The sequence below is a fragment of the Nostoc sp. NOS(2021) genome, from assembly GCF_017115025.1.
Taxonomy (GTDB): domain Bacteria; phylum Cyanobacteriota; class Cyanobacteriia; order Cyanobacteriales; family Nostocaceae; genus Nostoc.
Window position 1 is genome coordinate 1 of the sequence record NZ_JABXKM010000170.1, and the last position, 24,877, is coordinate 24,877.

18 protein-coding genes are annotated in these 24,877 nt (G+C 41.6%); 7 read left to right on the forward strand and 11 right to left on the reverse strand.

Going from position 1 to position 24,877, the window contains the following annotated elements; translation table 11 throughout:
• Positions 1–131 precede the first annotated feature (131 nt).
• From HWQ41_RS20340 to HWQ41_RS20350, 3 genes are all read right to left on the reverse strand, one after another.
• Complete coding sequence (locus HWQ41_RS20340; RefSeq protein WP_292766682.1) at positions 132–1,157, reverse strand: LD-carboxypeptidase; 1,026 nt, start codon at positions 1,155–1,157, stop codon at positions 132–134.
• 410 nt (positions 1,158–1,567) lie between these two features.
• Positions 1,568–1,894: a KGK domain-containing protein gene (locus HWQ41_RS20345; protein ID WP_292766684.1), complete on the reverse strand. Its 327-nt coding sequence runs from the start codon at positions 1,892–1,894 to the stop codon at positions 1,568–1,570.
• Between the two features lie 798 nt (positions 1,895–2,692).
• On the reverse strand, positions 2,693–5,173 hold the full coding sequence (locus HWQ41_RS20350; RefSeq protein ID WP_292766689.1) for a dynamin-like GTPase family protein: 2,481 nt from the start codon (positions 5,171–5,173) through the stop codon (positions 2,693–2,695).
• A gap of 1,690 nt (positions 5,174–6,863) precedes the next feature.
• Here HWQ41_RS20350 and HWQ41_RS20355 point away from each other — a divergent pair.
• The 5 genes from HWQ41_RS20355 (at position 6,864) to HWQ41_RS20375 (ending at position 13,257) form a co-directional block, all read left to right on the forward strand.
• On the forward strand, positions 6,864–8,093 hold the full coding sequence (locus tag HWQ41_RS20355; protein ID WP_292766692.1) for a sedoheptulose 7-phosphate cyclase: 1,230 nt from the start codon (positions 6,864–6,866) through the stop codon (positions 8,091–8,093).
• Between the two features lie 4 nt (positions 8,094–8,097).
• Entirely contained in the window at positions 8,098–8,931 is an 834-nt protein-coding gene (locus HWQ41_RS20360) for a class I SAM-dependent methyltransferase (protein ID WP_292766694.1), read from the forward strand.
• 396 nt (positions 8,932–9,327) lie between these two features.
• Positions 9,328–10,356, forward strand: coding sequence for a D-alanine--D-alanine ligase (locus tag HWQ41_RS20365; RefSeq protein ID WP_292766697.1), 1,029 nt, complete (start codon positions 9,328–9,330; stop codon positions 10,354–10,356).
• Between the two features lie 52 nt (positions 10,357–10,408).
• The gene (locus HWQ41_RS20370; RefSeq protein WP_292766700.1) at positions 10,409–11,782 is read left to right on the forward strand and encodes an ATP-grasp enzyme; all 1,374 of its coding nucleotides are present in this window, start codon (positions 10,409–10,411) and stop codon (positions 11,780–11,782) included.
• Positions 11,783–11,925: 143 nt separating this feature from the next.
• Entirely contained in the window at positions 11,926–13,257 is a 1,332-nt protein-coding gene (locus HWQ41_RS20375; protein ID WP_292766730.1) for an ATP-grasp enzyme, read from the forward strand.
• 185 nt (positions 13,258–13,442) lie between these two features.
• Here HWQ41_RS20375 and HWQ41_RS20380 read toward each other — a convergent pair whose 3' ends face one another.
• A complete protein-coding gene (locus tag HWQ41_RS20380; RefSeq protein ID WP_292766732.1) occupies positions 13,443–13,802 on the reverse strand; it encodes a response regulator in 360 nt (119 codons plus the stop codon).
• Positions 13,803–13,942: 140 nt separating this feature from the next.
• Here HWQ41_RS20380 and HWQ41_RS20385 point away from each other — a divergent pair, with 140 nt between their 5' ends.
• Complete coding sequence (locus HWQ41_RS20385; RefSeq protein WP_292766703.1) at positions 13,943–14,041, forward strand: hypothetical protein; 99 nt, start codon at positions 13,943–13,945, stop codon at positions 14,039–14,041.
• Positions 14,042–14,073: 32 nt separating this feature from the next.
• On the opposite strand, the gene sppA is transcribed toward HWQ41_RS20385, so the two are convergent.
• The 7 genes from sppA to HWQ41_RS20420 form a co-directional block, all read right to left on the reverse strand.
• Positions 14,074–15,909 carry a signal peptide peptidase SppA gene (gene sppA / locus HWQ41_RS20390; protein WP_292766706.1) on the reverse strand — a complete coding sequence of 612 codons (1,836 nt, stop codon included), beginning with the start codon at positions 15,907–15,909 and terminating at the stop codon, positions 14,074–14,076.
• 90 nt (positions 15,910–15,999) lie between these two features.
• Entirely contained in the window at positions 16,000–17,049 is a 1,050-nt protein-coding gene (gene fni, locus HWQ41_RS20395) for a type 2 isopentenyl-diphosphate Delta-isomerase (protein ID WP_292766709.1), read from the reverse strand.
• 361 nt (positions 17,050–17,410) lie between these two features.
• Positions 17,411–17,551 (reverse strand): hypothetical protein, encoded by a 141-nt coding sequence (locus HWQ41_RS20400; RefSeq protein ID WP_292766712.1) that lies wholly within the window; start codon positions 17,549–17,551, stop codon positions 17,411–17,413.
• 9 nt (positions 17,552–17,560) lie between these two features.
• On the reverse strand, positions 17,561–19,033 hold the full coding sequence (glmM, locus tag HWQ41_RS20405) for a phosphoglucosamine mutase (protein WP_292766714.1): 1,473 nt from the start codon (positions 19,031–19,033) through the stop codon (positions 17,561–17,563).
• A 60-nt stretch (positions 19,034–19,093) separates the two neighbouring features.
• Positions 19,094–19,954 carry a hypothetical protein gene (locus HWQ41_RS20410; protein ID WP_292766718.1) on the reverse strand — a complete coding sequence of 287 codons (861 nt, stop codon included), beginning with the start codon at positions 19,952–19,954 and terminating at the stop codon, positions 19,094–19,096.
• A 255-nt stretch (positions 19,955–20,209) separates the two neighbouring features.
• Positions 20,210–21,040, reverse strand: a complete 831-nt coding sequence (locus HWQ41_RS20415; protein ID WP_292766721.1) for a PIG-L family deacetylase — start codon at positions 21,038–21,040, stop codon at positions 20,210–20,212.
• Positions 21,041–21,443: 403 nt separating this feature from the next.
• Positions 21,444–22,967, reverse strand: a complete 1,524-nt coding sequence (locus tag HWQ41_RS20420; RefSeq protein WP_292766724.1) for a phenylacetate--CoA ligase family protein — start codon at positions 22,965–22,967, stop codon at positions 21,444–21,446.
• A gap of 194 nt (positions 22,968–23,161) precedes the next feature.
• On the opposite strand from HWQ41_RS20420, the gene HWQ41_RS20425 reads away from it, so the two are divergent.
• Positions 23,162–24,850, forward strand: a complete 1,689-nt coding sequence (locus tag HWQ41_RS20425) for a serine/threonine-protein kinase (protein ID WP_292766727.1) — start codon at positions 23,162–23,164, stop codon at positions 24,848–24,850.
• Positions 24,851–24,877 lie beyond the last annotated feature (27 nt).

Consider the following 24,877-nt stretch of genomic DNA (forward strand, 5'->3'; position numbering starts at 1 on the left):
CGTTGGTAGGGGCACAGCAATGCTGTGCCCCTACGAGAAATCTATATGTATCAGGGTTTGTCTGAAATGGTATTAGAGGTCTTTTTATAATGACTAATTAGACAGATAAGATACAACCTATCGAACTCACGTTAAACAAGACTGACAGCCGCCTCTAACATTCGTATTGTCCCAAGTTCAGCATCTATTTCCACTTCTACACCGATTGGCAAGGTAAATTTATCCTTAATATGACCAATCATTGAACCATACCAAGCAGGAATCCCTAAAGGAAGTATATGATCTTGCAATACTTGCATTAATGTAAATGACGGTTCATCCCCAAGATGACAATTAGTGCATTGCCCAAAGATAAAGCCAGCAATTTGATTAAGTATCCCAGCAGTTTTTAACTGCGTCAGCATCCTATCTACACGGTAAACATCCTCGCCAATTTCTTCCACAAACAGAATGCTTTTGTTCCAAGAAGGTAGATAAGGTGAACCTACCATCGCTGATAGCACTGATAAGTTTCCACCCACAAGTTTACCCCTCGCCTTTCCCGGTGCTATTATCTCCAGCCGCACTTCGCTAGGGTTGAGATTTTGCATAGTCACAACTTCACCATTAAATAGGATGCGCTGAAAGTAATCCACTGTAAACTGATTCCAGGTAGACGTAGCAACTGGCCCATGAAAAGTAATCATCTGACTACGGGCATTAATTGCTAATAACAGCGTCGTAATATCGCTGTACCCGATGAGAATTTTCGGATGAGAGCGGATCAGTGAGTAGTTGAGTAGGGGTAAAATGCGATTACAACCCCAACCACCACGCATTGCAATAATTGCTTTTATGGTGCGATCGCTAAACATCAAGTTTACATCATCAGCGCGATCGGCATCTTTACCCGCTAAATAGCCGTAACGATCTAAAATATGCGTCCCCAGCTTGACTTTTAACCCGAACTGTGAAATTGATTGCTGCGCTGCTTCGATGTCTTTGGCGTCAACGATACCCGCAGGGGCGATTAATCCTACTGTATCGCCCACTTGCAGGCGGGGCGGTTTGCGGATGGTGTTTGGAGATAGCTTACCTTCAGCGCTAAGTAATGGTATCTGGGTGGCTAAGGTAGCTAGTCCAAAGGTTGTGAGAAATTCCCGACGCTTGATAGTCATAACTATTGAGTTGGGGACTAGGGACTGTTTTCCTAATACCCAGTTTTGTATAGAGTAGTTATAGCAAGCGTAAATCATTCGTCAACAACAAGATTCCTGACTTCTTTAAAAAGTCAGGAATCTAAGCCTTTCGATTTTCACAAATCAAATAAGATTGCTATAAGTAGGTAAATGGGAATATTTATAACTATGTTAATAAATTTAAATTGTAGGGTGCGTTAGCTGAAAGCGTAACGCACCTTTAATTATGGATGGTGCAGTATTTTCAGCTAACACACCCGACGTTAATTTATATTTGTTTACATACATTTAAATTTTCTTACCGACTTACTTATGTAAATTTTGATTGACTAATTTTCCTCCTGAATCATGCGGCGAAGATCATCAAGAGGTGATTCTGGTTCAGTGATTTATGAATGGTTGCTGTTAGTTATTTGTATATCTTCCTCTTCAACAAAAAATTCAACGCTTATTTTAATTTTTACTTTCCCCTTTTTCCAGCTTTGAGAACCTAGTGTTAAAATTTCGCAATCTATACCATCCTGAAACCAACTCACAATCTGAGACTGTTTTATCTCTACTCCTTGCCTAGTTAACTCTTGATTCAATGTAAATTCTAGGGCAGAGTTAGATGAGGTATCCATTGCTTGTTTCAATTTAGCAACTTTATATATGTTGTCTCCGAAGTCCAAAACATCACCATCATTACACTCGATTGCCTTGAATCTATCTTCCATATCAACCTCAATTATTGAAAATTTTCTACTTTACGCAAAGCTGTAGTTAGTGAGCGCTAAAGTCACTAAGAGGATGTTTGAAAAGTCCTGTTGTCGGTATCAAAAGTTTTAGATCCCTCTAAATCTCCCTTAAAAAGGGAGACTTTGATTCCGGTTCCCCCTTTTTTAAGGGGGGTTAGGGGGGATCTAAAAGTGCCTAAAGTCACAGCGAAAAACTTTTCAAACAACCTCTAACTACAAGCTACAAAAATCCCAAATTATCTGTGTTTACCTGCTGACTTTTCACGTCATTTGGAAAAGCCCACGAAAAACCTAACCCCCTAATACCAATTCTCTATGAAGATGCACAGAATAAAACACTTGAAACTCCATACTATGCGAGGTAATTATTCTATGCAGGCTCACATAGATTTGGTATAACCCCCTTCCCGATGCGGGAAGCTATGGTGTACACACAAGTAGTCCTAGAGCGAGTTTCCAGCCAAAAAAGGTAGATTCAAACTGATACAATCCGCGAATCAAAGTCTCTCGTTCCCATATTCTGCATGGGAATGGCTGATTAAGGGCTGCTGCCTCCAGTTAAATATTGAGTCAGAATTGAGTCAGAGACTCAATGAATGCATTCCCATACGGAGTATGGGAACGAGTCAAACCTCATCAAGCTAGGTTTTTAGGACTTGTGTGTACACCGTAGGATGCGGGAAGGGGGAAAATTCTAAGTCTCTCTCCTTTTAGGAGAGAGACTTAGAGAGAGGTTTTCCAGATACCGTGAAAAGTCAGGTTTACCTGATATTAATACTAAACCTCTGCTACCTCATCAACTAACCCATCTGAAATCACAAATCCATTAGTAGCAAATTTGCCATCATTATCGAATAAACCAGGGGTAGCATATATAAAATCTGCATTACCAATTACAGGCAAAAAATGGTCATATAATTGCATCGCCTGTAAACAACTATTAATACTATAAACTGCTGAATTATATGCTGCCATATTTTCTTCAAGAACACTCAATAATCGGCGATTATTCGCAATTTTTTCTTCAGCTTCTTGTTCCAATGTTTTCTCTAAATAAGCACGCGCCTGTGGGTATAGCTGCAAAATTTCATCCGCTTGCTGATCTGCCATTGGTAACAACTGAGTTTTCAGGGTTTGGTTGATGGTTTGACGGAAAGATTTACGAATAGTTTGGGAAACTTTTGGCTCAAAATCTAACTTCAATAACTGCCTAATTGCTGGCTCTGCTTCTACGATACTTTCAGCGTCGTAACCTTGAGAAGTTTGTAATAAAGTCTGGCGAAATTGATATATAGAAAAAGTGCCTTCATCGTAAAATCTGGGACTTTCTCGCACAAAGCGATCGCACTCTACACTAGCTGCACTCACCAATGCTTGAGTAACTCCTTTTTCTAAAATTCTGATCTGTTGTTCAATTCCGCCATCATGATCTAATAAACGATACAACTGGCGATAATATTCTGACTTGCGAATCTTTTCAATCAATCTCTGGAAATAATTCGCAACTACTTGCTGAGAAGATTCAATCAAAATATCTTCTAGTTGATTTGCTAAGTAATAAAATGCCTCTACTAAAATAGCAATTAAAGGCGCGGTAGCGTTGCGAGGATGGCTGATGGTTGCACGTCGATAAGCATCAGCTACAGAAAAAGTATCTAGTAACTCATCTAGACGGCGAATCAGTCGTGATTGCAATTGCTTAAAATCTGCTTCAAAAGCATCACAGGAATTATTAATTATTTGGTTAACTTCTTCTGTGATATGCTCACTAAATTCTCTACCAATTTGCTGGAGTTGCTGATTTAGGCGTTGTAACTCTTGCGCCTTCATCGTCTCAATTTCTTGGGGCTGACTATCTAAATTACGTTGTACATTCTGATAATGTTTCTTCAGTTTAATACAAACATCTTCCAAATCATCAGCAAGATTTTTAAATAATTGCGGACGCTTTTCTTCGGTAAGATAGCGAGTAATAGCGGTGCGAAATTCCTCAGTCCCACTATCTTGAATTAGTTGTTCTATAAGTTCATTTCCCCAATCTCCCAGAATCCGCACATAATTTTGATTTGGGGTTTCAAAGGCGTTAACAGAGACACGGAATTTAGTGGAAGATAGCTTTCCTGAATTTACACAGTAGTTGTTAAACGCATAGACAAATTGTGGTGTTTCTTCTTTACCATCTAAACCTTTAATACTTTCTGCAAAAACAGAATCTAAACCAAATCTATCTTGTTGGCTTGTTTGTTTAATCTGACTGCCGTAAAATCCTAATAATCCACTCGTTTTATAAACCTTGCCTGTATTGCGAAATTGCCCACTAATTAAATCATCTAATCGTTGCCGTAGTTGGGTATTGTACCAAGCCTCATCGATCCGGTTAAAGATATAGAAAACGCGATCGCGTACTCCTCCATTCTCCCGCATTAATTCCAAAAGTTCTGTTTCTTCTTTTGTCATGTCACCCGCCGCAGCAGGTTTTAGCACACACACTACCGCCGAAGTATCAGGATGTTGAATTTTGGCATAAGTTAGCTGTGCATCTTTCTCTACTGGTGCATCTATACCCGGCGTGTCAATAATTACATTTCCATCTTTTAGCAGTGGATGATTACAGTAATATTCTATCCGCTTCAATACTGCACTATTACTACCACGGCGGGCATATCCAGCAGCTTCCTTGAGGTTAAAAAAGTTAAATTGCTCCATTGAATATGTAGCATTATTAACTGTGTTGATGCGATCGCGGTTTGCTATATATCCCTCTAGCAACAACATTAACGCCTTCGCTTGTTTTGCACGTTCTGATTTACTCTCACCACCCTCTTGCTGAATAATAGCTTCAGAACCTTGACGTAGCAAGTTAATTACATCAGCTTGGTTGATATTAGCTACTGACTTAAATCCTAGCTGCTGACACAAAGAAACTGCTTGTTCCCGAATCTCTGCTTCACTTAAAAACGTCAAAACAACACGTTCTTTATCTACTTCTGCATACTCAATTTTGCATTCTGTACCTGTAGCGTGTCCCTCTGCACTGTACAGTAATTCTCTCTCTAACAGTGCATTGATTAGCATTGATTTACCGGCACTAAACGCACCCGCAAACACAATCTCAAACTTGGGAGAAATCGCCTTACTTAGGGAGGTTTGTACAGGTGTAATATCTTGAGAACGTAGCGTTGGTTCTTGTTGTAAAAGTTGTAATATCGACTCAACCTGCTCTTTCAAATTTTGGCACTGAAGCGGTAAATCTGACATATTTAGCACCCTGACAATATTTATGTATATAGTAGTAATATTTATTGTCTTGATGGTTCAGTATAATAACTGAGATATTCGATGCAGTTTGGCTGCTGGATATCACCCAACGCACAAATATCATATTCGCTGAATTGCCCATACTTCACCGCGCCTATCGCTAAAACTACAGGCTCACCTCTCCTTTTAGACTACAATGTACACAGAAGTGGAAGTAAACTATGGATGTTCCCGCAGCTCCACGTATCGCTAGAACCGCAAGAGAGGCAGCTATAAGTAATTATTATCTATCCTCTGTCTGCTGGTTAAAGAATTGGGTATTAAACAGTATCATAGACTACAAAACTTTAGCGTAGGCATCGCTCTTCTCTTAAAAACTTTTTGGTTTACTGATTCTGTTTATCTTGTTTTTTCCCGTTCTTACAGATATGTGTCGAGCCATATTTAGGACACTGTATAAGAATTGATTTTAATTCATACTGCTATTATGCAACGCCGCATTTTATGGTAAGTGTCTTAGATATGCCTGGTGTATAAAATATCTATCTTTAGGCATAGTTTGTTAAAAATTCCTTGTTAGCCAGTACACTTCCTATGGTGGATTGACTTCAATATCTTTACAAATGTTATGATTTATATTATTCTAATGTTATGATTTGTATTGTATTTTTAAGTTAACAACTAGTAAATTTTTTGCTAGTTTAAGCTAAAACAGCTTAATTTAGGAGTATAAAGGCAATTCAAGCAATTTAGAAAGTTTTAACACACACAACCGTTCCTTAATAAAGTTAAAGTTTCGTTACCAGTAACTCAGATATATTTCAAATCTGAATTTTTATAAGTTACTGAGGTATGTGTGTTGAATACTGAGCAGTAAGTTGACTGAATTAGGAATTCTACTGTCATTCTGAATAAAATGTACTGAGTCATGTTTGTTTTTAGCCATTTTAAGGTTTGAGACTAATGCAAAAAAACAACTAGCAGAGGATTAATCATGCCTGTAATCTCAAATGTCAGTCTAGAGATAGACAATATGAGTAGTTTACTAAGATATGAGTTTTGCAAAGTCTAACGGTCGGAAAGTCGCTAGAGACAGACAAATATAGTGGAGTTAATAAAAATTCAGATAAACTTCCTAAAAGTCCACTATCATTCTGAACCAAATAGAATGTAGCGAGTTTAATGATACAAGGTTTGATACTAATGCTAAAAAACAGCGAACTAACGATTAATCAGGGTTCTAATCTCAAATTGAAGCTTGCAGATCAACTATACGATCAGTTTTATAGGCTAGAATTTTTGCGAAATCGTACAGTTGGAAAGCCATTAAGCCATTAAAGTTAAACATAGTGGAATGAATCTAAATTAAGATTAATTTCGCAAATTTAAAGTCAATAATCGACGCCAGAACCAGGCAGGTATTATGCCAATATCTTGCTAGTGTAGCTATTTGACTCCTTTGAGGTTATGCCCAATTAAAGGTTAACCCACCTACATAATTTACTCAAATGAATGGTGTTGTTTAATAACATTGCCAGTCAGCAATAAGCATTAGCTTTTTATTGAAAGCTAATTTTGTTCTGTCTTTAATCTGAAAGGATAAAAAGCATAATAGCTTGCTGGCATACATTCGGGTAAATCGGAATTATTACCGAAATCTCACAACTTTTTTTGGAATAGGGCAACAGACATGAATAAAGTTCAAGCATCCTTTGAAGCTACGGAAGCTGCGTTTCACGTACAAGGTTACGAAAAAATCGATTTTAGTCTTGTCTATGTGAATGGTGCATTTGATCTTAAAAACAGAGAAATAGCAGATAGCTATGCGAAATTTGGTCGCTGTCTGACTGTAATTGATGCCAATGTCCATGAACTTTATGGGGAGCAGATCAGGTCATATTTTAGACACTATGACATTGAACTCACAGTATTTGCCATCATCATTACAGAGCCAGCTAAAACTCTTGCAAGTTTTGAAAAAATTATTGACGCTTTTTCGGACTTTGGCTTAGTTCGTAAGGAACCAGTCTTAGTCGTCGGTGGTGGTCTAATTACTGATGTGGCTGGGTTTGCTTGCGCTTCTTACCGTCGCAAGAGTAACTACATTCGTATTCCTACCACATTGATTGGTTTAATCGATGCAGGTGTAGCGATTAAGGTAGCAGTTAATCATCGCAAGTTGAAAAATCGCTTGGGAGCATATCATGCACCTTTGAAAGTAATCCTGGATTTCTCATTTTTGAAAACCTTGCCAACGGCTCAAGTTCGTAATGGGATGGCAGAGTTAGTGAAAATTGCTGTAGTTTCTAACTCTAAAGTCTTTGAACTGCTATACGAATATGGCGAAGAACTGCTTTCCACTCACTTTGGACATGTGAATGCTACATCGGAACTTAAAGAGATTGCCCATAAACTCAACTACGAGGCAATCAAAACCATGCTGGAGTTAGAGACTCCTAACTTGCATGAAATAGACCTTGATCGCGTCATTGCTTACGGTCACACTTGGAGTCCGACCCTAGAATTAGCACCTCAGATACCCCTATATCATGGTCACGCGGTCAATATAGATATGGCTTTGTCTGCAACTATTGCAGCACAACGGGGCTATATTCCAACTCAAGAACGCGATCGCATCCTAGACTTGATGAGTCGTATCGGTTTATCACTCGATCATCCTCTACTAGATGGGGATTTGCTGTGGGATGCTACCCAATCTATTAGCCTGACACGAGATGGTAAACAACGCGCAGCCATGCCCCGGCCTATTGGTGAGTGCTTCTTTGCCAATGATTTGACTCGTGAAGAACTTGATGCTGCCTTAGCTGAACATAAACGTCTTTGTGCTACATACCCTCGTGGTGGGGAAGGGATTGACGCCTACATTGAAACTCAAGAAGCCAAGCTATTGGGGGTGTGAAGATATGACAAGTGTTGTAGGACTCAAAACAGCTAGACCGATAACGCCACATAGTATCTTAGTAGCCCAGCTACAGAAAACCCTGAAATTAGCACAAGAGAGTAACATTCCCGTAGAGATATTAGATTCTCTGCGGCAGGGAGTTGAATTAGCAGCAGGTTTAGATCCCTACTTGGATGATTGCACTACCCTGGAATCGAGTGCATTAACAGCATTGGCGCGAAAAACCAGCAAGGAAGACTGGAGCAAACGCTTCAGTGATGGTGAAACAGTGCGCCAACTAGAAGAGGAGATGCTCTCAGGACATCTTGAAGGACAGACATTGAAAATGTTTGTTCACATCACCAAGGCAAAGCGCATTCTAGAAGTAGGAATGTTCACAGGGTATTCAGCTTTGGCAATGGCAGAAGCATTACCAAGCGATGGGCAACTCATCGCTTGCGAAGTAGATCCCTATGTCGCTCAATTTGCTCAAGCTTGCTTTGGTGAGTCTCCTCACGGCGACAAAATCGTTGTGGAAGTAGCACCTGCTTTACAGACACTCCACAAGCTGGCTGCGAGAAAAGAAGTATTTGATTTTATCTTCATCGATGCTGATAAAAAGGAGTATGTAGAGTACTTCCAGACCATTTTGGATAGTAACTTACTGACTCCCGACGGGTTAATCTGCGTGGATAATACTTTGTTGCAGGGACAAGTTTATCTACCACCAGAACAACGCACCGCCAACGGTGAAGCGATCGCTCAGTTCAACTCTGTTGTCGCCGCCGATCCTCGTGTAGAGCAAGTTCTCTTACCCATACGAGATGGTGTGACTCTGATTAGACGCGTTGTGTAATCGAGAGATCAGGGAGATGAACAGAGAAGTCTGAGCCTTGGCTGAACCTTCAAAGGGATGAAGAAGATAAGAAGGAATAATTTTTCGCTTGCTTCTCCATCTCCCCCTGCTGCCGATCTTTCCCTACTTTCAAAGACTTATAAGCGAATGGCACTAAGAAAACCCCAAAGACTTATGTCGCCTCGTTAAGAGCCTCTAGGCTCTTAACGAATTCTGAGAGGCTCCGCCTCTGGTCAAGAAAGAGGAGGCGGAGCCTCCACGAATGGGTTCCCAGCCTCCAGGCTGGGAGCCAGTTGGGGCAAGGGCTGTATCTTAACTTAGTGCCATTCACTTATAAGCACAATCAATTTCTTGATCTCTGCCTCAGTTTATCTATCCCCAAGTCAAAGATGAATCATGCCAGTACTTCGTATCCTTCATTTAGTTGGTTCTCCATACAATGATTTTTACTGTGAGTTGTCACGCAATTACGCCCAAAGCTGTCTGGTAGCTACGGCAAATTCATCGCTCTATGAGTTTCTGATTGCATACATCACACCTGATCGCCAATGGCGATTTCCTTCCTCTCTCAGTCCTGAAGATATTGTTGTCGCCAAACCGATGACTTTGTTAGATGCCATAGAGTTTATAACAGCGCAAAACATTGACCTGATGTTGCCACAAATGTTTTGTATCCCTGGAATGACTCACTACCGGGCACTATTCGACCTGCTTAAAATCCCTTACATAGGCAATACTCCCGATGTCATGGCAATAACGGCTCACAAAGCCAGAACCAAAGCAATTGTCGCAGCAGCAGGGGTGAAAGTGCCTTTTGGAGAACTGCTCCGCCCAGGAGACATGCCGACAATTACACCTCCAGTAGTGATCAAACCCGCAAGTGCTGACAACTCTTTAGGGGTGTCCTTAGTTAAAGAGGCTAGTGAGTATGATGCTGCCCTAAAGAAAGCATTTGAATTTGCAGATGAGGTGATCGTAGAAACATTCATTGAAGCCGGTCGAGAAGTCAGATGCGGCGCCATTGTCAAAGATGGAGAGCTAATCGGTTTACCCCTTGAAGAGTATCAGATAGACCCCCAAGCAAGACCGATCCGCAGCTATACTGATAAATTCAAAATACCAATCGAGGGCGACTTGGATTCAACTGCTAAAAATTATGTCCCAGGTTGGATTGTAGATATTAATGACCCGATCACCCAAAAGGTTCAGCAAGAAGTTAAGAAGTGTCATTTAGCTTTGGGCTGTCGCCATTATAGTTTATTTGACTTCCGGATCGACCCACAGGGACAACCTTGGTTCTTAGAAGCCGGGTTGTTTTGTATTTTTGACCACAAAGCGGTGATTGCCTGTACGGCGAACGCAGTGGGAATTCCTTTAGATGAGTTATTTATGACGGCGATCAATGAAGCGTTGGGGATGATCTAATGTCCGGTAAATCACCAGCCACAGGTTCCACTATCATGTTCCAATTACAACTATGAGAAAGCAGATTTTTGCACTGTTCCAAAACTTGGGCACTCTTGCATTATTAGCGATCGCATTTCCCTTTAACTGCACCGTTGTACTCGCATCACTCCTGTGGAATTTTTTCAGCCGACCCAAGCAAGTGGTTTTAAACGAGAATCCTAAAAATATCTTGATCGGTGGTGGTAGAATGACCAAAACCCTTCAGTTGGCTCGATCATTTCACGCTGCTGGGCATCGAGTCATTTTATTTGATCTCTATAAATACTGGTTCAGTGGTTATCGATTTTCTAACTCTGTGGCTGGCTTTTACACAGTTCCTGACTCCCAAGAAGATTTAGAAGGCTATACTCAAGCCGTGCGTGCGATCGCCAAAAAAGAAAACATAGATTTTTTTGTCCCGGTAGGCATTTTCGCTGCCAGCTACTTTGATTCCGATCGCAAACCAGTGTTATCAGGCTGTTGTGAGAATTTCCACTTCGATGCTGATACAATGAAGATGCTGGATAACAAGTTTACCTTTGCAGAAATTGCACGTTCACTCTCGTTATCTGTGCCAAAAACTTTCTTAATTACAGATTCCGAACAAGTTCTTAAATTCGACTTTGCCAACGAAAAGCGCAAATACATTCTCAAAAGTATTGTCTATGACTCTGTTTTACGCTTGGATCTGACCAAGCTACCAATGGATTCTCCTGAAAAAATGGCGCTTTATGTCAAAAGTAAGCCAATTAGTGAAGATAACCCTTGGATATTGCAAGAGTTTATTCCCGGAACAGAATACTGTACTCACGATACAGTGAGAAATGGTGCATTAACGGTACATTGCTGCTGTGAATCATCTGCTTTTCAAGTCAATTACGAAAACTTTGAACACCCACAAATTAAGGAGTGGGTGAGTCATTTTGTCAAAGAACTACAACTGACTGGACAACTTTGTTTTGACTTTATTCAGGCGGAAGATGGGACGATTTATGCGATCGAGTGCAACGCTCGCGCTCACTCTGCAATTACAATGTATTACAACCATCCTGGTTTAGCGGATGCCTATCTTAGTAAAGAGCCTCCGGCTGAACCTCTGCAACCCCTGAGTAATAGTAAGCCTACTTATTGGCTTTATCACGAACTTTGGAGACTTAATGAAATTAGATCGTTAAAGCAGTTGCAAAAGTGGTTTAAAAATATTTGGCGAGGAAAGGATGCAATCTTTGAAGTTAACGATCCACTACCGTTCTTAATGGTACATCATTGGCACATTCCTTTGCTATTACTCGATAGTTTGCGCTCCTTACGAACTTGGGTGAGGATTGATTTCAACATCGGCAAACTCATACAGTTTGGAGAAGACGTAAAATATAAAACCTCTATCTCTGCAACCCCTAAGTGATAGTAAGCCTACTTATTGACTTGAACACGAACTTTAGAGACTTAATAAAATTAGATAGTTAAAGCAGCTGCAAAAGTCGTTTAAAAATATTTGGTGAGGAAAGGATGCAATCTTTGAAGTCAACGACACACTACCGTTCTTATATGAAAGAGCAAATTTTTGTAGTGTTCCAAAACTTGGGCACTCTTGTATTACTAGCGATCGCATTTCCCTTAAACTGCATTCTCGTCTTAACTTCGCTACTGTGGAACTTTCCTAAGCAACTATTGAGTAAGTCAATTGTTGTTAACCCTAATTCCAAAAATATCTTAATTGCTGGCGCTAGAATGACTAAAACCCTTCAGCTAGCGCGTTCATTTCATGCTGCTGGGCATCGGGTTATTATAATTGATATTGACAAATACTGGTTAAGTGGTAATAAATATTCCAACTCTGTTACCGGCTTTTATACCGTTCCCGATCCCAGCAAAGACTTAGAAGGCTACATTGAAACTCTACACGCGATCGCCAAAACAGAAAAGATCGACTTTTTTATCCCGGTAGCCATTTTTTCCGTCATCCATTATGACTCTCAAGGCCAGCCACCATTACCAGACTGTGTAGAGTTTTTCCACTTCGATGCTGATGTCACGAAGATCCTGGATGACAAGTTTGCCTTTGCCGAAACAGCGCGATCGTTCGGTTTATCTGTCCCCAAATCCTTCAAAATTACCGATCCCGAACAAGTCCTCAACTTCGATTTTTCTAACGAGAAGTGCAAATACATTCTTAAAAGCATCCCCTACGATCAAGTGCGTCGCTTGAATCTCACCAAGCTACCTTGCGATACAAAATCACAAACAGTAGCATTTGTCAAGAGTCTGCCCATCAGTGAGGAGAGACCCTGGATTATGCAGGAATTCATCCCTGGAAAGGAATACTGCACTCACACTACCGCGCGAGATGGAGAGTCAAGAATGTACTGCTGCTGTGAGTCATCCGCCTTTCAAGTCAACTACGAAAACGTTGATCAGCTAGAAATTATGCAATGGGCGAGTCATTTTACCAAAGAACTGGGAAAAACCGGGCAACTTTCCTTTGACTTCATCCAAGCAGAAGACGGAACTGTTTACGCGATCGAGTGTAACCCCCGTACTCACTCCGCCATTACGATGTTTTACAATCATCCAGGAGTAGCGGATGCCTATCTTGGTAAAGAGCCTCTGGCTGAATCTTTGCAGCCTCTTGGTGATAGTAAGCCAACCTATTGGCTGTACCACGAAGTTTGGCGGCTGAATGAGATTAGATCGTTTAAGCAACTGCAAACTTGGGTAAGAAACATCAAGCGGGGGAAAGAAGCAATTTTTGAGGTGAGTGATCCCTTACCCTTCCTGATGGTACATCACTGGCAGATTCCCTTACTGATTCTCGACAATTTACGAAGACTCAAAGGTTGGATAAGAATAGATTTTAATATGGGCGAGCTTATAGAGTGATAGTTCCAAATCACATAGTCAAATATAGTCAGACGTTTGTAATTCGGTTTTAAGCAACTCTGCTTTCAGCCAACATAAGTTGAGCATGGAACTCGGCAACTATTAGTAGCTGATGTTGGACTTTAAGATTGACTACTTTACTTTATGAGCCAGTATTTCCTATGATATTTATCGTTCAGTTCCAGTTATTCTGGAGCAATCGGTTTAGATACATGAGTGTCAAAGCCAGATTTTAAGGCACGGATACGAGCCTCACTATCAGCATAGGCTGTTAAAGCAATAGCCGGGACTCGTCCACCATTCTTTGGGTTGAGCGCCCGGATTTTGCAGATCAAAGTGTAGCCATCCTCCCCAGGCAACTCGATATCATAAATTAAAATATCGGGTTGCAATTCGGATAATACTTTGCGTGCGGCTGCTGCTGAGATCCCTGCTATAACTTTTGCTCCATCCATTTCCAAGACAGTAGGGAGAAAAAAGCGAGTATCATCATCATCCTCAACGACCAGGATATCTAAACCAGCAAGAGTTCCAGAAGGTTGCATAATAAATGACATTTTAGCGATCGCCAATTTGAGTTGATGAAGCAATCGGCTCAGATAGCTCAATACAGCACGAGGAACTATTGTAGATCCCAGATTCTCTGTATTGTGCCCTTGCAAATGGTCAAATCGGTGCTGCGACTGTGTATGTTACAGAACCAAAACCGATCCCCACCGATAGCCCATTGTTGACCCTAGATAATCTGATTATTGCACCTCATATCGGCACTGCCAGCCGTTAAACGCGCTCAAAAATGGCGATCGCTAAAAGCATCTACTCAATCTTTAAGTTGAATGGCAAGCGGGCGTAAACCCCCTGTGGATCGTTCATCTTTTGCAAAATCCCTACTTCCTGTTGCAGTTTCTGGAATTCATCGGTGAGAGGATTGGCTGATTTGAGTTGCGTTTTTTCAATTCCTAAAGCAGTCTGGGCTTCTTCTGTTGCACGCCCAAAAAAGCGTTCTCCGAAATTGCTAGTGCGAGGATATTCTTGAACTTCCCAATCTTCTCCTAGTTTCGCCTGGTTGGCAGCATAGGCGATCGCACTATTCAAACCACCAATTTCATCCACTAAACCAATTTCCTTGGCCGCCACACCCGACCAAACCCGTCCTTGGGCAATTTCTGCTACTTTTTGTCCTGGCAGTTTCCGACCTTGAGAAACTTTATTCAGAAACATATTATAAATGCGGTTAACACTGCGCTGATAAAGTGCCAACTCTTGAGGCGATTTCGGACGCGAAACTGTTTGATTATCAGCATAGCGTGCGGTTTTCACCGAATCCCAAGTAATGCCATTATCATTAGCCAGCTTTTGCCCATTGAATAGCAAGCCAAACACCCCAATTGAGCCTGTAATGGTATTTGGTTCCGCAAAAATGCGGTTAGAATCGCTAGCAATCCAATAACCACCAGAGGCGGCGACATCACCCATTGACACTACAACTGGTTTCGCCTCACGAGTTAATTTCACTTCTCGCTGCATGACTTCGGCTGCGGTAGCACTACCACCAGGACTATTAATTCGTAATACAACAGCCTTCACATCCTTATCTTGTCGCAGTTTGTTGAAGATTTTGGCAAAGCGATCGCCTCCTACTTGCCCATCATCACCTTTACCATCGACAATCTCGCCCTCAGCATAAACAACGGCAATTTCATTTTTTGAGCTACGTTCTACACCCAAAGATTTGCCGGAAACTTGGGCGTAGCTATTCAAGCTAATTTGTCGGAATGTTTTGTCTTCTTTATCGCTATCTGTCAACTTTTTGAGGTCAGTTACCACTTCATCGGGGTATGCTACTCGATCAACTAAACCGCTAGTTTTGGCTTGTGTGGCTTCCAGTAGCGCCTGATTATCTGCGATCGCCTGCAACTGGTTAGGTTCAATTTTCCGACTTGCGCCCACAGCAGTGCGCCACTCTCCCCAAACATCATCCAACAATTTCTGAGTTTGCTCGCGGTTTTCTGGACTCAACTTTGTGAGGATAAACGGTTCAACTGCTCCTTTAAATTTCCCCACTCGCACGACTTGAACACCAATCCCGTACTTCTGCAATGCTCCCGCGAAGAACATCGGTTGTGAACTCAAACCGTTGACTTCCATCATTCCCAGAGGATTAACTATAATGGAATCTGCCACTGAACAAACGTAATATTCCTTTTTACTCCAATCACTGCCATAGGCCACAATCTTTTTCCCAGCAGCGCGAAACTCCTCCAGCGCTTTCCGAATTTCTTTCAGAGAGGCATAGCCGACGTTACTAACTTGGCTTGTGCTAGTTGCATCCAGATAGATCCCGACAATTCGCGGATCGCGCCGCGCCTTCTCCAAAGTTTCCACAACTTTGCGGAGTGCCATTCTATCGTCATCCACACCTGATATTGTGCTTTGAAACAGTTCGCCTGAACTAGGTTCGCTATCAGTAATTTTCATTGACAAGTCAAAAACCAGCACTGACTTATCTTTCACGTTTGGCCCAGTATCTTTAGAGGAGGTAGCAGCCAATATCAGCAAGAACAGTCCAGTGGTTCCCAGACCACCGAAAATAATTAGTCCTAGTAAGGTGCCAACTAAACTAGCAAAAGTTTGTTTGATAAAATTACGCATTAGTTATTAGTTATTGGGCATTGGGAATTGGGCATTGGGCATTGGTCATTCACAAATGACAAAGGACAAATGACAAATGACCTACTTAATTTATTCTATGCGTTGTAAACTGCCAGAGTGCTTTAACTGATACAAGCTAGCGTTGCCAGTGCAAAATAAGACTGTGGTGATTTCGGCGATTAATACTTCAGCCAGTTCGGCAACTGCTGTCTCTGATGTTGCTGCTGCTTGCAAGAAAGGCATTGCTAAACCAGCTATATCTGCTCCCAAGGCGATCGCAGCTGCAACATCCAATCCATGACGCAAACCTCCCGAAGCAATTAAGGGTACATCTGGTGCGATCGCTCTAATAGTTGTAATGCACTCTGCCGTCGGTAAACCCCAATCGGCAAACGTCCTCCCTAAGCGACGTTGCAAGGGATTTTCTGCCCGTTCACTTTCTACTTTTGCCCAAGAAGTACCCCCCGCACCAGCTACGTCAATTGCTGCTACCCCTGCGGCGATCAGTTTCTCGGCGATCGCTGCTGAAATGCCGTTACCAACTTCCTTCGCAATCACTGGCACTGGTAGCTTACAGCATAATTTAGATATCTTGTCAAGTAAACCCCGAAAATTAGTATCACCTTTGGATTGAATGCACTCTTGTAGAGGATTAATGTGTAAAATCAGGGCATCAGCTTCTAAGATATCAACTACCCGCAAACATTCATCTAAGCCGTACTTATAGTTAAGTTGCACAGCGCCCAAGTTCGCAAATAGCAGAACATCGGGAGCATACTTGCGGACAGCAAAAGTATCAGCCACCTGGGGTTTTTCTACCGCTACCCGTTGGGAACCAACACCCATTGCAATTTTGTAGTGTTGCGCGACTTGGGCCAAACGTTGGTTAATGATTCCGGCTTGTTCTGTTCCTCCAGTCATGGAAGAAATTAACAAGGGTGCGCCCAGGTGTTTCCCCAGGAAAGTTGTACTGATATCAATATCGTTGTGGTTTAGTTCGGGTAAACAAGAATGGGTGAAGCGATAACGTTCCAGTCCATTGGTGATTTGATCAGACTGAACATCTTCCTCTAAGCAGATCCGAATGTGATCGGCTTTGCGATTCTGAGTTTGTGCAGAGATATTGGTAGGGGCGTTCACTGATGGGTATAGTTAAAAGTATTTGCGATCGCTATTGTTACATTGTCTGCAACCGTCTTTTTATAACAAAAAATAGACTTGTGTTGTGAACGAATAGACTTGTGTTGTGAACGAATGGACTTGTCCGCTTGATTACTTATTAAACCCGAAGAACCCCACCCCGCGCTTTGCTCCCGGCTACGGTGTACACACAAGTCTGAAATAGCTGATTAACCAAGGTTTTACCCCACCCTAACCCTCCCCGATAGATTGGGGAGGGAACTAGATTTCTTGTTTCCCGCCAATGTATCGGGGGGATTAAGGGGGGTAATTCGACTTGTGCGTACACCGTAGCTCTGCAAGCAAAGAGGGGCTTGTGATATTATTTATCCTCAGAAGGGCGATGTGTGGGTAACAGGCTTTTTTTCTGTTTTTCTTGCAAATTGCTGGCTTGTTTCAGGACTGGGATACACTGGTTAATCATCCAGATTAAAACCTCGATTGGTGAGTCTCCTTGAGGCATCCAGATACATTACTCCATCAGATGTTGCTGAACTTGGGAAACTAATTCATGTGTCCAGTGGTTGGCAAGCTCTGCATTGGCACTTTCAACCATAACTCTGATTACTGGTTCTGTGCCAGAGGCGCGAACTAAAATCCTACCAGAATCACCCATCGCAGCTTCGGCAAGGGCGATCGCTTTTTGTATGGGTTGGCAATCTTTCCATCCTAAACGGCGATCGCGGTCTACTACTGGCACGTTCCGCAATAATTGTGGATAGGTTTGAAAGCTTTGATCTACTAATTCTGCTAAAGAAACACCCACTTTTTTTACCAATGCTGCTACATGTATAGCTGTTAGCAAGCCGTCGCCAGTAATACCGTAATGAAGGCAAAGAATATGACCTGATTGTTCGCCACCTAACATTCCTCCAGTCCGCAACATTTCTGCTTGTATGTACTGATCACCTACTGCGGTGCGAATTAAGTTCCCGCCTTGTTGTTTCCATGCCTTCTCAAAACCTAAGTTGGCCATGACAGTGGACACAATAAGGTTATCTGGCAATTGTTGCTGTTGTTGTAAGTGGCTTCCCCACAAGTAGAGAATGTAATCGCCATTAACTTGTCTGCCACTATTGTCTACAGCTAAAACGCGATCGGCATCGCCATCAAAGGCAAAGCCTAAGTCGGCGTTGTGTTCAATAACCGCCGCTTGCAGAATATCTAGGTGAGTAGAACCGCAGTTAACATTAATGCGATCGCCATCTGCTTCGTTATGCAGGCAAATCACCTCTGCCCCCATTTCTGTAAATACTGTTGGTGCTATACCAACAGCTGCTCCCCAGGCTAAATCCAAAACAATCTTCATTCCTTGAAGATTTCCAGCACCATTTAAGGGTTTTTGCAATGCCTCACCATAATGGCTGACTAACTCCACACGTGAGTAATGCCGTCCGTAATTACTAAAACTAGCAGTCGGAGAAATATTGCCACGCAGTCGCGCTTCAATTTCTGCTTGCAATACATGAGATAACTTTGCACCATTCGCACCAAAAATTTTAATGCCGTTATCCTCTGGTGGGTTGTGGCTGGCAGAAATCATTACTCCGCCGACAGCATCGTAGATGCTGGTGAGATAGGCGACGCAAGGAGTAGGACATAACCCCAAATACCAAACCTCTAATCCTGCTGCTGTTAGCCCTGCACTTAAGGACATGGCTAGCATATCGCTGGAGTTTCTGGAGTCCTGTCCGAGAATGACAGGCCCTACTTGACTAGCATGGCTACGCAAAACAATACCCGCCCAAAACCCAATTTGCAGTGCTAGGGGCGCACTCAGAAATTCTCCCACTCGTCCGCGAATCCCATCTGTGCCAAACAGAGGAGTTGTTGGTAAAGGGATTAAATTCAGTGCAAAACTGCTATCAATACCTTTGCCCAATCCATTAGCTTCAGAAGCAGAACCCCCAGTAATACCAGAAGTTGGAGTTATAGATGAAACCATCAGTTTAAACACTACACACAGTCACACTTTCAATTCTGCCGTTTGCTTATTCTGCATAGTTTAGAGCTTTTCTTCGTGCCATTCCACTCTGTACTTTATTGCTCTATAAAGATGCATTATAGCTTTGCTAAGTTTAAAGACAATTTTAGCCAGGATAGAGCGTTTAGGATGTGCAATTCTTTCGTGTTCTTCAAAATAAGTCGACATTTCATCCATGTTTGACTGTCCCTTTTGAATTCTAATCAGTTCAGTTTTGTTATTGAAAAAGGAAATACCTGACATCTCGCTCCATCTCACTGGCAGCCCTGCTTTATAGGCAGCTAGACCTATGGCATTACCTTCGCCTTCATAAACTCCATTTAGCTCAAAATATTTGGCAAGGATTGACCATGTTTCTAAAAACTCAATTTCTTTTCCTGTGGACTTAGTAACAGAAAACAAATATTCATGCACAAAGGTAACATTTTCGCATTCTGGCTCTAAATTTACAAATTGTGCTGCTTTTTTAATTACTTCAATCTCTCTAGAAAAATTTTTGTTAGTTGTTCCCAAAGCTTTGGCAAATTTTTTCGGCATATCCATACAAGCCCTAGCACTTATCCCCGGCTCTAAAAGCCATTCTATATCTTCTGGCACTGGTGCCAAGATTCGCATATCTGAATCAATGAATATACATGAATTAAATAGAGATAATGCCTTAGCAATAGCAAATCTTTTGTCGTGGTAACACTTCACACCCTGCTGCTGATGCTGAAATGCTAAAACTTGAGGATATTTGCTAAACTCTTGAGGGTGATCGGTGAGAATTATAAAAGCAGTATTAGGTGAATATAGTTCGAGGTCTTTTGCTAATAAACCAGCTAGTGCCCGATACACCTTGCCTAATGCTAAAGTACAAAAACAGAATTGTTGTTGACTCATATTTGGAGAATTTGAGAGTAAAATATTGAAAAGGTGAAAGGACTCAATTAGTTAATAAAACGGATTGCTTCTTAGTGAGGTACTAATACTTTTCGGTTCAACCTAACAATCCTGGTTGACTGACAAAAGTCTGATTTAAAAAAATTAAAAGTAAGGGGGTAAAGGTGAATTCAAACCCTTTTTATTTCCGCCTTGACTGAGAAGTATTGAGTGAGGTACAGAATTTTAGTCTACAAGCTAGATAAAAATCCTTTTTTACTCCTGACCGGAGTCTGATTTGAAAAAAACCTCATAAGGCAAGAAAAACCTCCAGAGGAAACCAGGGGGAAGTACGGCACTCGATTCAGCATCTATAGGTAAATATTGAGAACGGTAAGTTTCAATAGCCTGCTTTTTCTTAGATTGCACTTGATGAATTGCAACTCGATGAGCGCCTACCAATTCATCAAACTTCAGGTTGCTAAACAATAAAGACTTCCAAAGCAACCAGATAGCATATTGCCACAGTTCTACTGTTACTTCTGCTTTAGCAATAGCAGCTTTAACCAATTGATAAGTAATTTCATGATCTTGACTGCGATCCTGTTTGTGAGTAACGTACACCTCTTGTGGTTGAAAACTACCTAATAATTGGGCCATTTCTTCAACGGTTTGCTGTTGTTCAGTTTCTGTCATTTTGGATAATGCGCCATCACATTTATCAAGAAAGTGAACATCTGTTGATTCCACCCCTAAAATTTTCAAAGCTGCTAACGCTTCTTCTCTACGAATTTGAACAATTTCTGAACGTGTAATCTTGGCATGACCTCGATGAGAACCTCCTCCATCTGTAACAAAAACAACTTTAATCGGTATCCCTTGTTCTCGCTTGAGTGCAATCATACCCCCACAACCTAGTGCTTCATCATCTTGGTGAGGAGAAAATACAATCACCGATTTTTGGTTAATATTTAGTGGTTTACTACCTTGATACAGAAGCCAGTAGAACTGTAGCTTAATCAGTAGTTCTCTAAATTTGTAATTCAACAACCACCATTTATTGTGCAGACCTAACTTTAAGCGGTGAAGAAGATATCTTATTTTCATAGCACCATATCTGATTTGAAATTCCGGAAATTTCTCAGCAGAATGGTATTAATATTTCCTTGCAGAAATATCGCCCAACTGCTATCTAGCATCTGGATTGAATCAGAAAAATTAATTGCTATTTGATTCCCGACTTTGATCGTATTTTAATATTTAATTAATGTCAATCCGATGTCTTGTTCATGCTATTTATATGTTTTTAATGACTCCATATAGCTGACAATATTTTGTAATATCAGGTTATGATACCCACATTCTGCACCTCAACTGTCACACATCAACAAAATGTCAACCAACTAGTACAAAAGAACCAATAAGAACGAACATTTTAAGAGGCTTAATGTAAAGGTAGTGGACGAGGAGAAAGGAGTGTTTTGTGACTAAGAACTGGCGGGGGACAAAACTACGAATTATTTTGACGGGTATAACGATGTTTCACCCCAATGGGGAAATATTCAAAATCACCCATTGGGGCTAATGTAACTTGTGGTGTTTGATATTCTGGGGGAACATAATTAGCAAACTCGCTATTTAGGCGTAGCAGTTGTGAAAGAATAGAAGATGCGATCGCTTGCCTTAGAGCATCATTACCCTCTACCCCTGCTCCTAACTCCACAACCACAGATAAAAATCGATTCTTGTCTGCATCTTCCTTCACCTGCAACACAAATTTACCCGTCACCCATTCTTGAATTCCTGGTTGTTCTAATCCCACCGTCACATTTTCTGGATAGATATTTGCGCCAAAGTAGGAAACTGTAAAGTTAGAACGACCGAAGACATAAACGAAAGGTAGCTGATGAATACCTCTAGCTGATTGTTGACTCTCAGAACAGAGATTTTCGAGCGGGTTAAATCCCCACTCTCCTAAAAATTGCAGCATGGCATCATAACTAATTATCCCGCCAGTATCCAAGATGTCATAACGCACTAAGGGAATACCGTTATCTCCAGAAAACAGCAATCCGCCATCTTCAACTTCAAAAAAGCGACTGCAAGGATCATATTGTACCAACGTGGGTAAACGCGATTCCCCAAATAAAGCTCTAGCTGCATCGGGATTTTTTGCCAAAAAACGGCGAATACAGATACTTAACGGTGTTTCATTACCCAAAACTCCCGCATCCGCAGTACCGTAAAGTGATGCAAAATCATAACAGGGATTTTGTGAACCAACTCTTTCACCAACCAAACTCCGCCATTCTTCACTAAATACTTCTCCCGCCATTACTAACTTAATCTGATATTGCTGCCACTCAACACCACGGGCGATACCAGTATCAATCACGTCTTTTAAAAATGGCGGGTATCCCAATAGTACCACTTGCTCAAATGCTGAACCTAGTTCTTGCACAACTCGCAAGATTTCTTCTTTGTTGTTACCAGGAGTAATTACAGTGATGGGATAACCTTTGCTAGCAAGATAACGACAGCAATTAGTGGTAAACATTCCACCTACCCAAGTGCCCAAAGTGAAACAAATCACTGCTAGGGTACGTCTGGTATCTGCATAGAAACTATCGTGAAAAATCTGTTCAAAGCGTGTGGCGATTTGGAGTTCATCTGTGAAAAAACGAGGCCAAAATGTCGGTTTACCACTGGAACCTGATGAAGCAGCTATCATGTCGCACTCTTCTAATTGTCCGTTGCGACACAAGTCAGCTAAAGGATAACGCAGGATATAATTTTGTTTAGCGATCGCTGGTAGTTTTTGAAACTCTTCCAAGGTTTGAATAGTCGCGGGATTGATTTCCCTTTCTGCTAAAAAAGCCTTGTAGGCTGGCACATTAGCCGCCACATCGTGAAATAAACTCAAAGCTGCCGAAGTTTTAGTGTTGAGATGCCGTTGCAGTAACGTTTCTAGGGGGGTAGACAAAAATTCTTCAAATGCTTTAATTACTTGCTGCTGTCGTGGTTTGCAGTTCATGACGCTTGTTGTTTATCCTGAAGTAGAACCAACACCGTTAAAATAATTCGTAATTCGTAATGACGCTCTCTACGAGACGCTAAAAGCGAACGCGGACTCGCTACCGCTACGCTAACGTAATTCGTAGGATATCCGAAAATGAGGGTATGCGCGTTGTAGTTAGTCAATAAAACCTTAATTTATCCTTGGGCACCATGCAGCTCTATTGCAGTAAACAACACACAAATAATGGTAGTAACCGCTTTTGTACCCTTTGTGGTGAACCATTACCTCTTGCTGTGGGGCAGATTGTGGATAATCGCTATCAAATTATCCGTCATCTAGGGCAGGGCGGCTTTGGACGCACCTATTTGGCAGAAGATAGAAAAAAATCCGATCAAACCTGTGTGCTGAAGGAATTTGCACCCCAAGTACAAGAACAGCAAGATTTACAAAAAGCTAAAGAGTTATTTGAACGAGAAGCAAATGTTCTGAAAAAACTCCAGCATCCACAGATTCCGCGTTTTCACGCCTCGCTACAAGTGAAGATAGGCACTAAAGATTTTTTCTTTCTCGTGCAAGATTATGTGGATGGTGAGAATTATTACCAATTATTAGAACAGCGCGAAAGTCAAGGAAAAACCTTCAGTGAAGAGGAAGTAATCACCCTTCTGCAACAGATTTTACCCGTGTTATCCTACATTCACTCACGAGATGTAGTTCACCGCGATATCACTCCTGATAATTTGATTTGGCGGCGTTCTGATAATCTGCCAGTATTAATTGATTTTGGTGGTGTCAAGCAATTGCCAGCTTCTCAAGGTTTTTGGCGCACTAAGTTGGTTGGAAATAACACTTTGCTGGGTAAAAAGGGCTACGCCCCAGAGGAACAGTTACGGCAGGGTAAAGTATTTTTAAGTAGTGATTTATATTCTTTAGCGGTGACGACATTGGTGTTGCTCACAGGTAAAGAACCGCAAAAATTATACGACAGCTATCAGGGAATTTGGGCATGGGGAAAGGAAATTCAAGTTAGTCCCCAACTGGAAGCGGTGTTAAAAAAGATGCTGGCTTATAAACCGAGCGATCGCTACCAACGAGCCGAGCAAATCCTCAAAGATTTACCATCGCCAACTGTTACAAAATCCCCAAGTAATTATATTACCACCAAGATCAAGACGATGGTAGTTGCTCCGGGAAGACAACGCGCCAGTGCTGTTGTGAGTAGATTCCAGAGCCAAACGCAAGCGATCGCCAAACCAATATCTTGGCCTGTTTGGATTCGCCCTTTTGTGATCAGTCTAGGGGGGACAGCTTTAGTTGGATTAACTTTGGCGGCGGGAAATGCAGTCATTCGGAGTGTATCTTCAATCACCATCCCATCAATTTCATTACCGCAAATTCCCCAGTTTCCAAATCCGCTCGGAAAACCAGTCAGCGACAAAGGAAAAAATCGTGACCTCCAGCAAATTAACAGTCGTCGTCAACAGCTAGAAATTACTGAAGGATTTTTTATTCCCTTTGTAGATAATTTATTTTATACAAAAAAACCGGAATTAAAGGGACGTAGCCTGACATCTAAACCTGAAGATGCTGGTTTACGAGATGAATGGTCTGGTATCGCTGACGATTTATTGAATAAACTAGAACAGGCTGACCTCAGTACAGCAGCCCGTCGGAAACTGGGTAAATATACTGCACAAAATTACGAAACATGGAGACGACAAGCGCGATCGGGGCAGTTTGGAAATTATACAATTGATCAACTGAACAAAGACACAAATGAAAAATTTGATCGGTTGTTTCCTGGTCAGGAGCGTGGGAAACTGAATCAACAGACTTTTGGTCAAATTTGGTATGCGATCGCAGCTGATCAAGTCAGTAAAGTACAATCTGGTAACTAAGGAGACTGGGGACTGGGGACTGGGGAT

Excerpts from the sequence above, each read along its gene's own strand:
- HWQ41_RS20340 (WP_292766682.1), bottom strand. The coding sequence starts at position 1,157 with ATGACTATCAAGCGTCGGGAATTTCTCACAACCTTTGGACTAGCTACC.
- HWQ41_RS20345 (WP_292766684.1), bottom strand. The coding sequence starts at position 1,894 with ATGGAAGATAGATTCAAGGCAATCGAGTGTAATGATGGTGATGTTTTG.
- HWQ41_RS20350 (WP_292766689.1), bottom strand. The coding sequence starts at position 5,173 with ATGTCAGATTTACCGCTTCAGTGCCAAAATTTGAAAGAGCAGGTTGAG.
- HWQ41_RS20355 (WP_292766692.1), top strand. The coding sequence starts at position 6,864 with ATGAATAAAGTTCAAGCATCCTTTGAAGCTACGGAAGCTGCGTTTCAC.
- HWQ41_RS20360 (WP_292766694.1), top strand. The coding sequence starts at position 8,098 with ATGACAAGTGTTGTAGGACTCAAAACAGCTAGACCGATAACGCCACAT.
- HWQ41_RS20365 (WP_292766697.1), top strand. The coding sequence starts at position 9,328 with ATGCCAGTACTTCGTATCCTTCATTTAGTTGGTTCTCCATACAATGAT.
- HWQ41_RS20370 (WP_292766700.1), top strand. The coding sequence starts at position 10,409 with ATGAGAAAGCAGATTTTTGCACTGTTCCAAAACTTGGGCACTCTTGCA.
- HWQ41_RS20375 (WP_292766730.1), top strand. The coding sequence starts at position 11,926 with ATGAAAGAGCAAATTTTTGTAGTGTTCCAAAACTTGGGCACTCTTGTA.
- HWQ41_RS20380 (WP_292766732.1), bottom strand. The coding sequence starts at position 13,802 with ATGCAACCTTCTGGAACTCTTGCTGGTTTAGATATCCTGGTCGTTGAG.
- sppA (WP_292766706.1), bottom strand. The coding sequence starts at position 15,909 with ATGCGTAATTTTATCAAACAAACTTTTGCTAGTTTAGTTGGCACCTTA.
- HWQ41_RS20400 (WP_292766712.1), bottom strand. The coding sequence starts at position 17,551 with ATGCCTCAAGGAGACTCACCAATCGAGGTTTTAATCTGGATGATTAAC.
- glmM (WP_292766714.1), bottom strand. The coding sequence starts at position 19,033 with ATGGTTTCATCTATAACTCCAACTTCTGGTATTACTGGGGGTTCTGCT.
- HWQ41_RS20410 (WP_292766718.1), bottom strand. The coding sequence starts at position 19,954 with ATGAGTCAACAACAATTCTGTTTTTGTACTTTAGCATTAGGCAAGGTG.
- HWQ41_RS20415 (WP_292766721.1), bottom strand. The coding sequence starts at position 21,040 with ATGAAAATAAGATATCTTCTTCACCGCTTAAAGTTAGGTCTGCACAAT.
- HWQ41_RS20420 (WP_292766724.1), bottom strand. The coding sequence starts at position 22,967 with ATGAACTGCAAACCACGACAGCAGCAAGTAATTAAAGCATTTGAAGAA.
- HWQ41_RS20425 (WP_292766727.1), top strand. The coding sequence starts at position 23,162 with ATGCAGCTCTATTGCAGTAAACAACACACAAATAATGGTAGTAACCGC.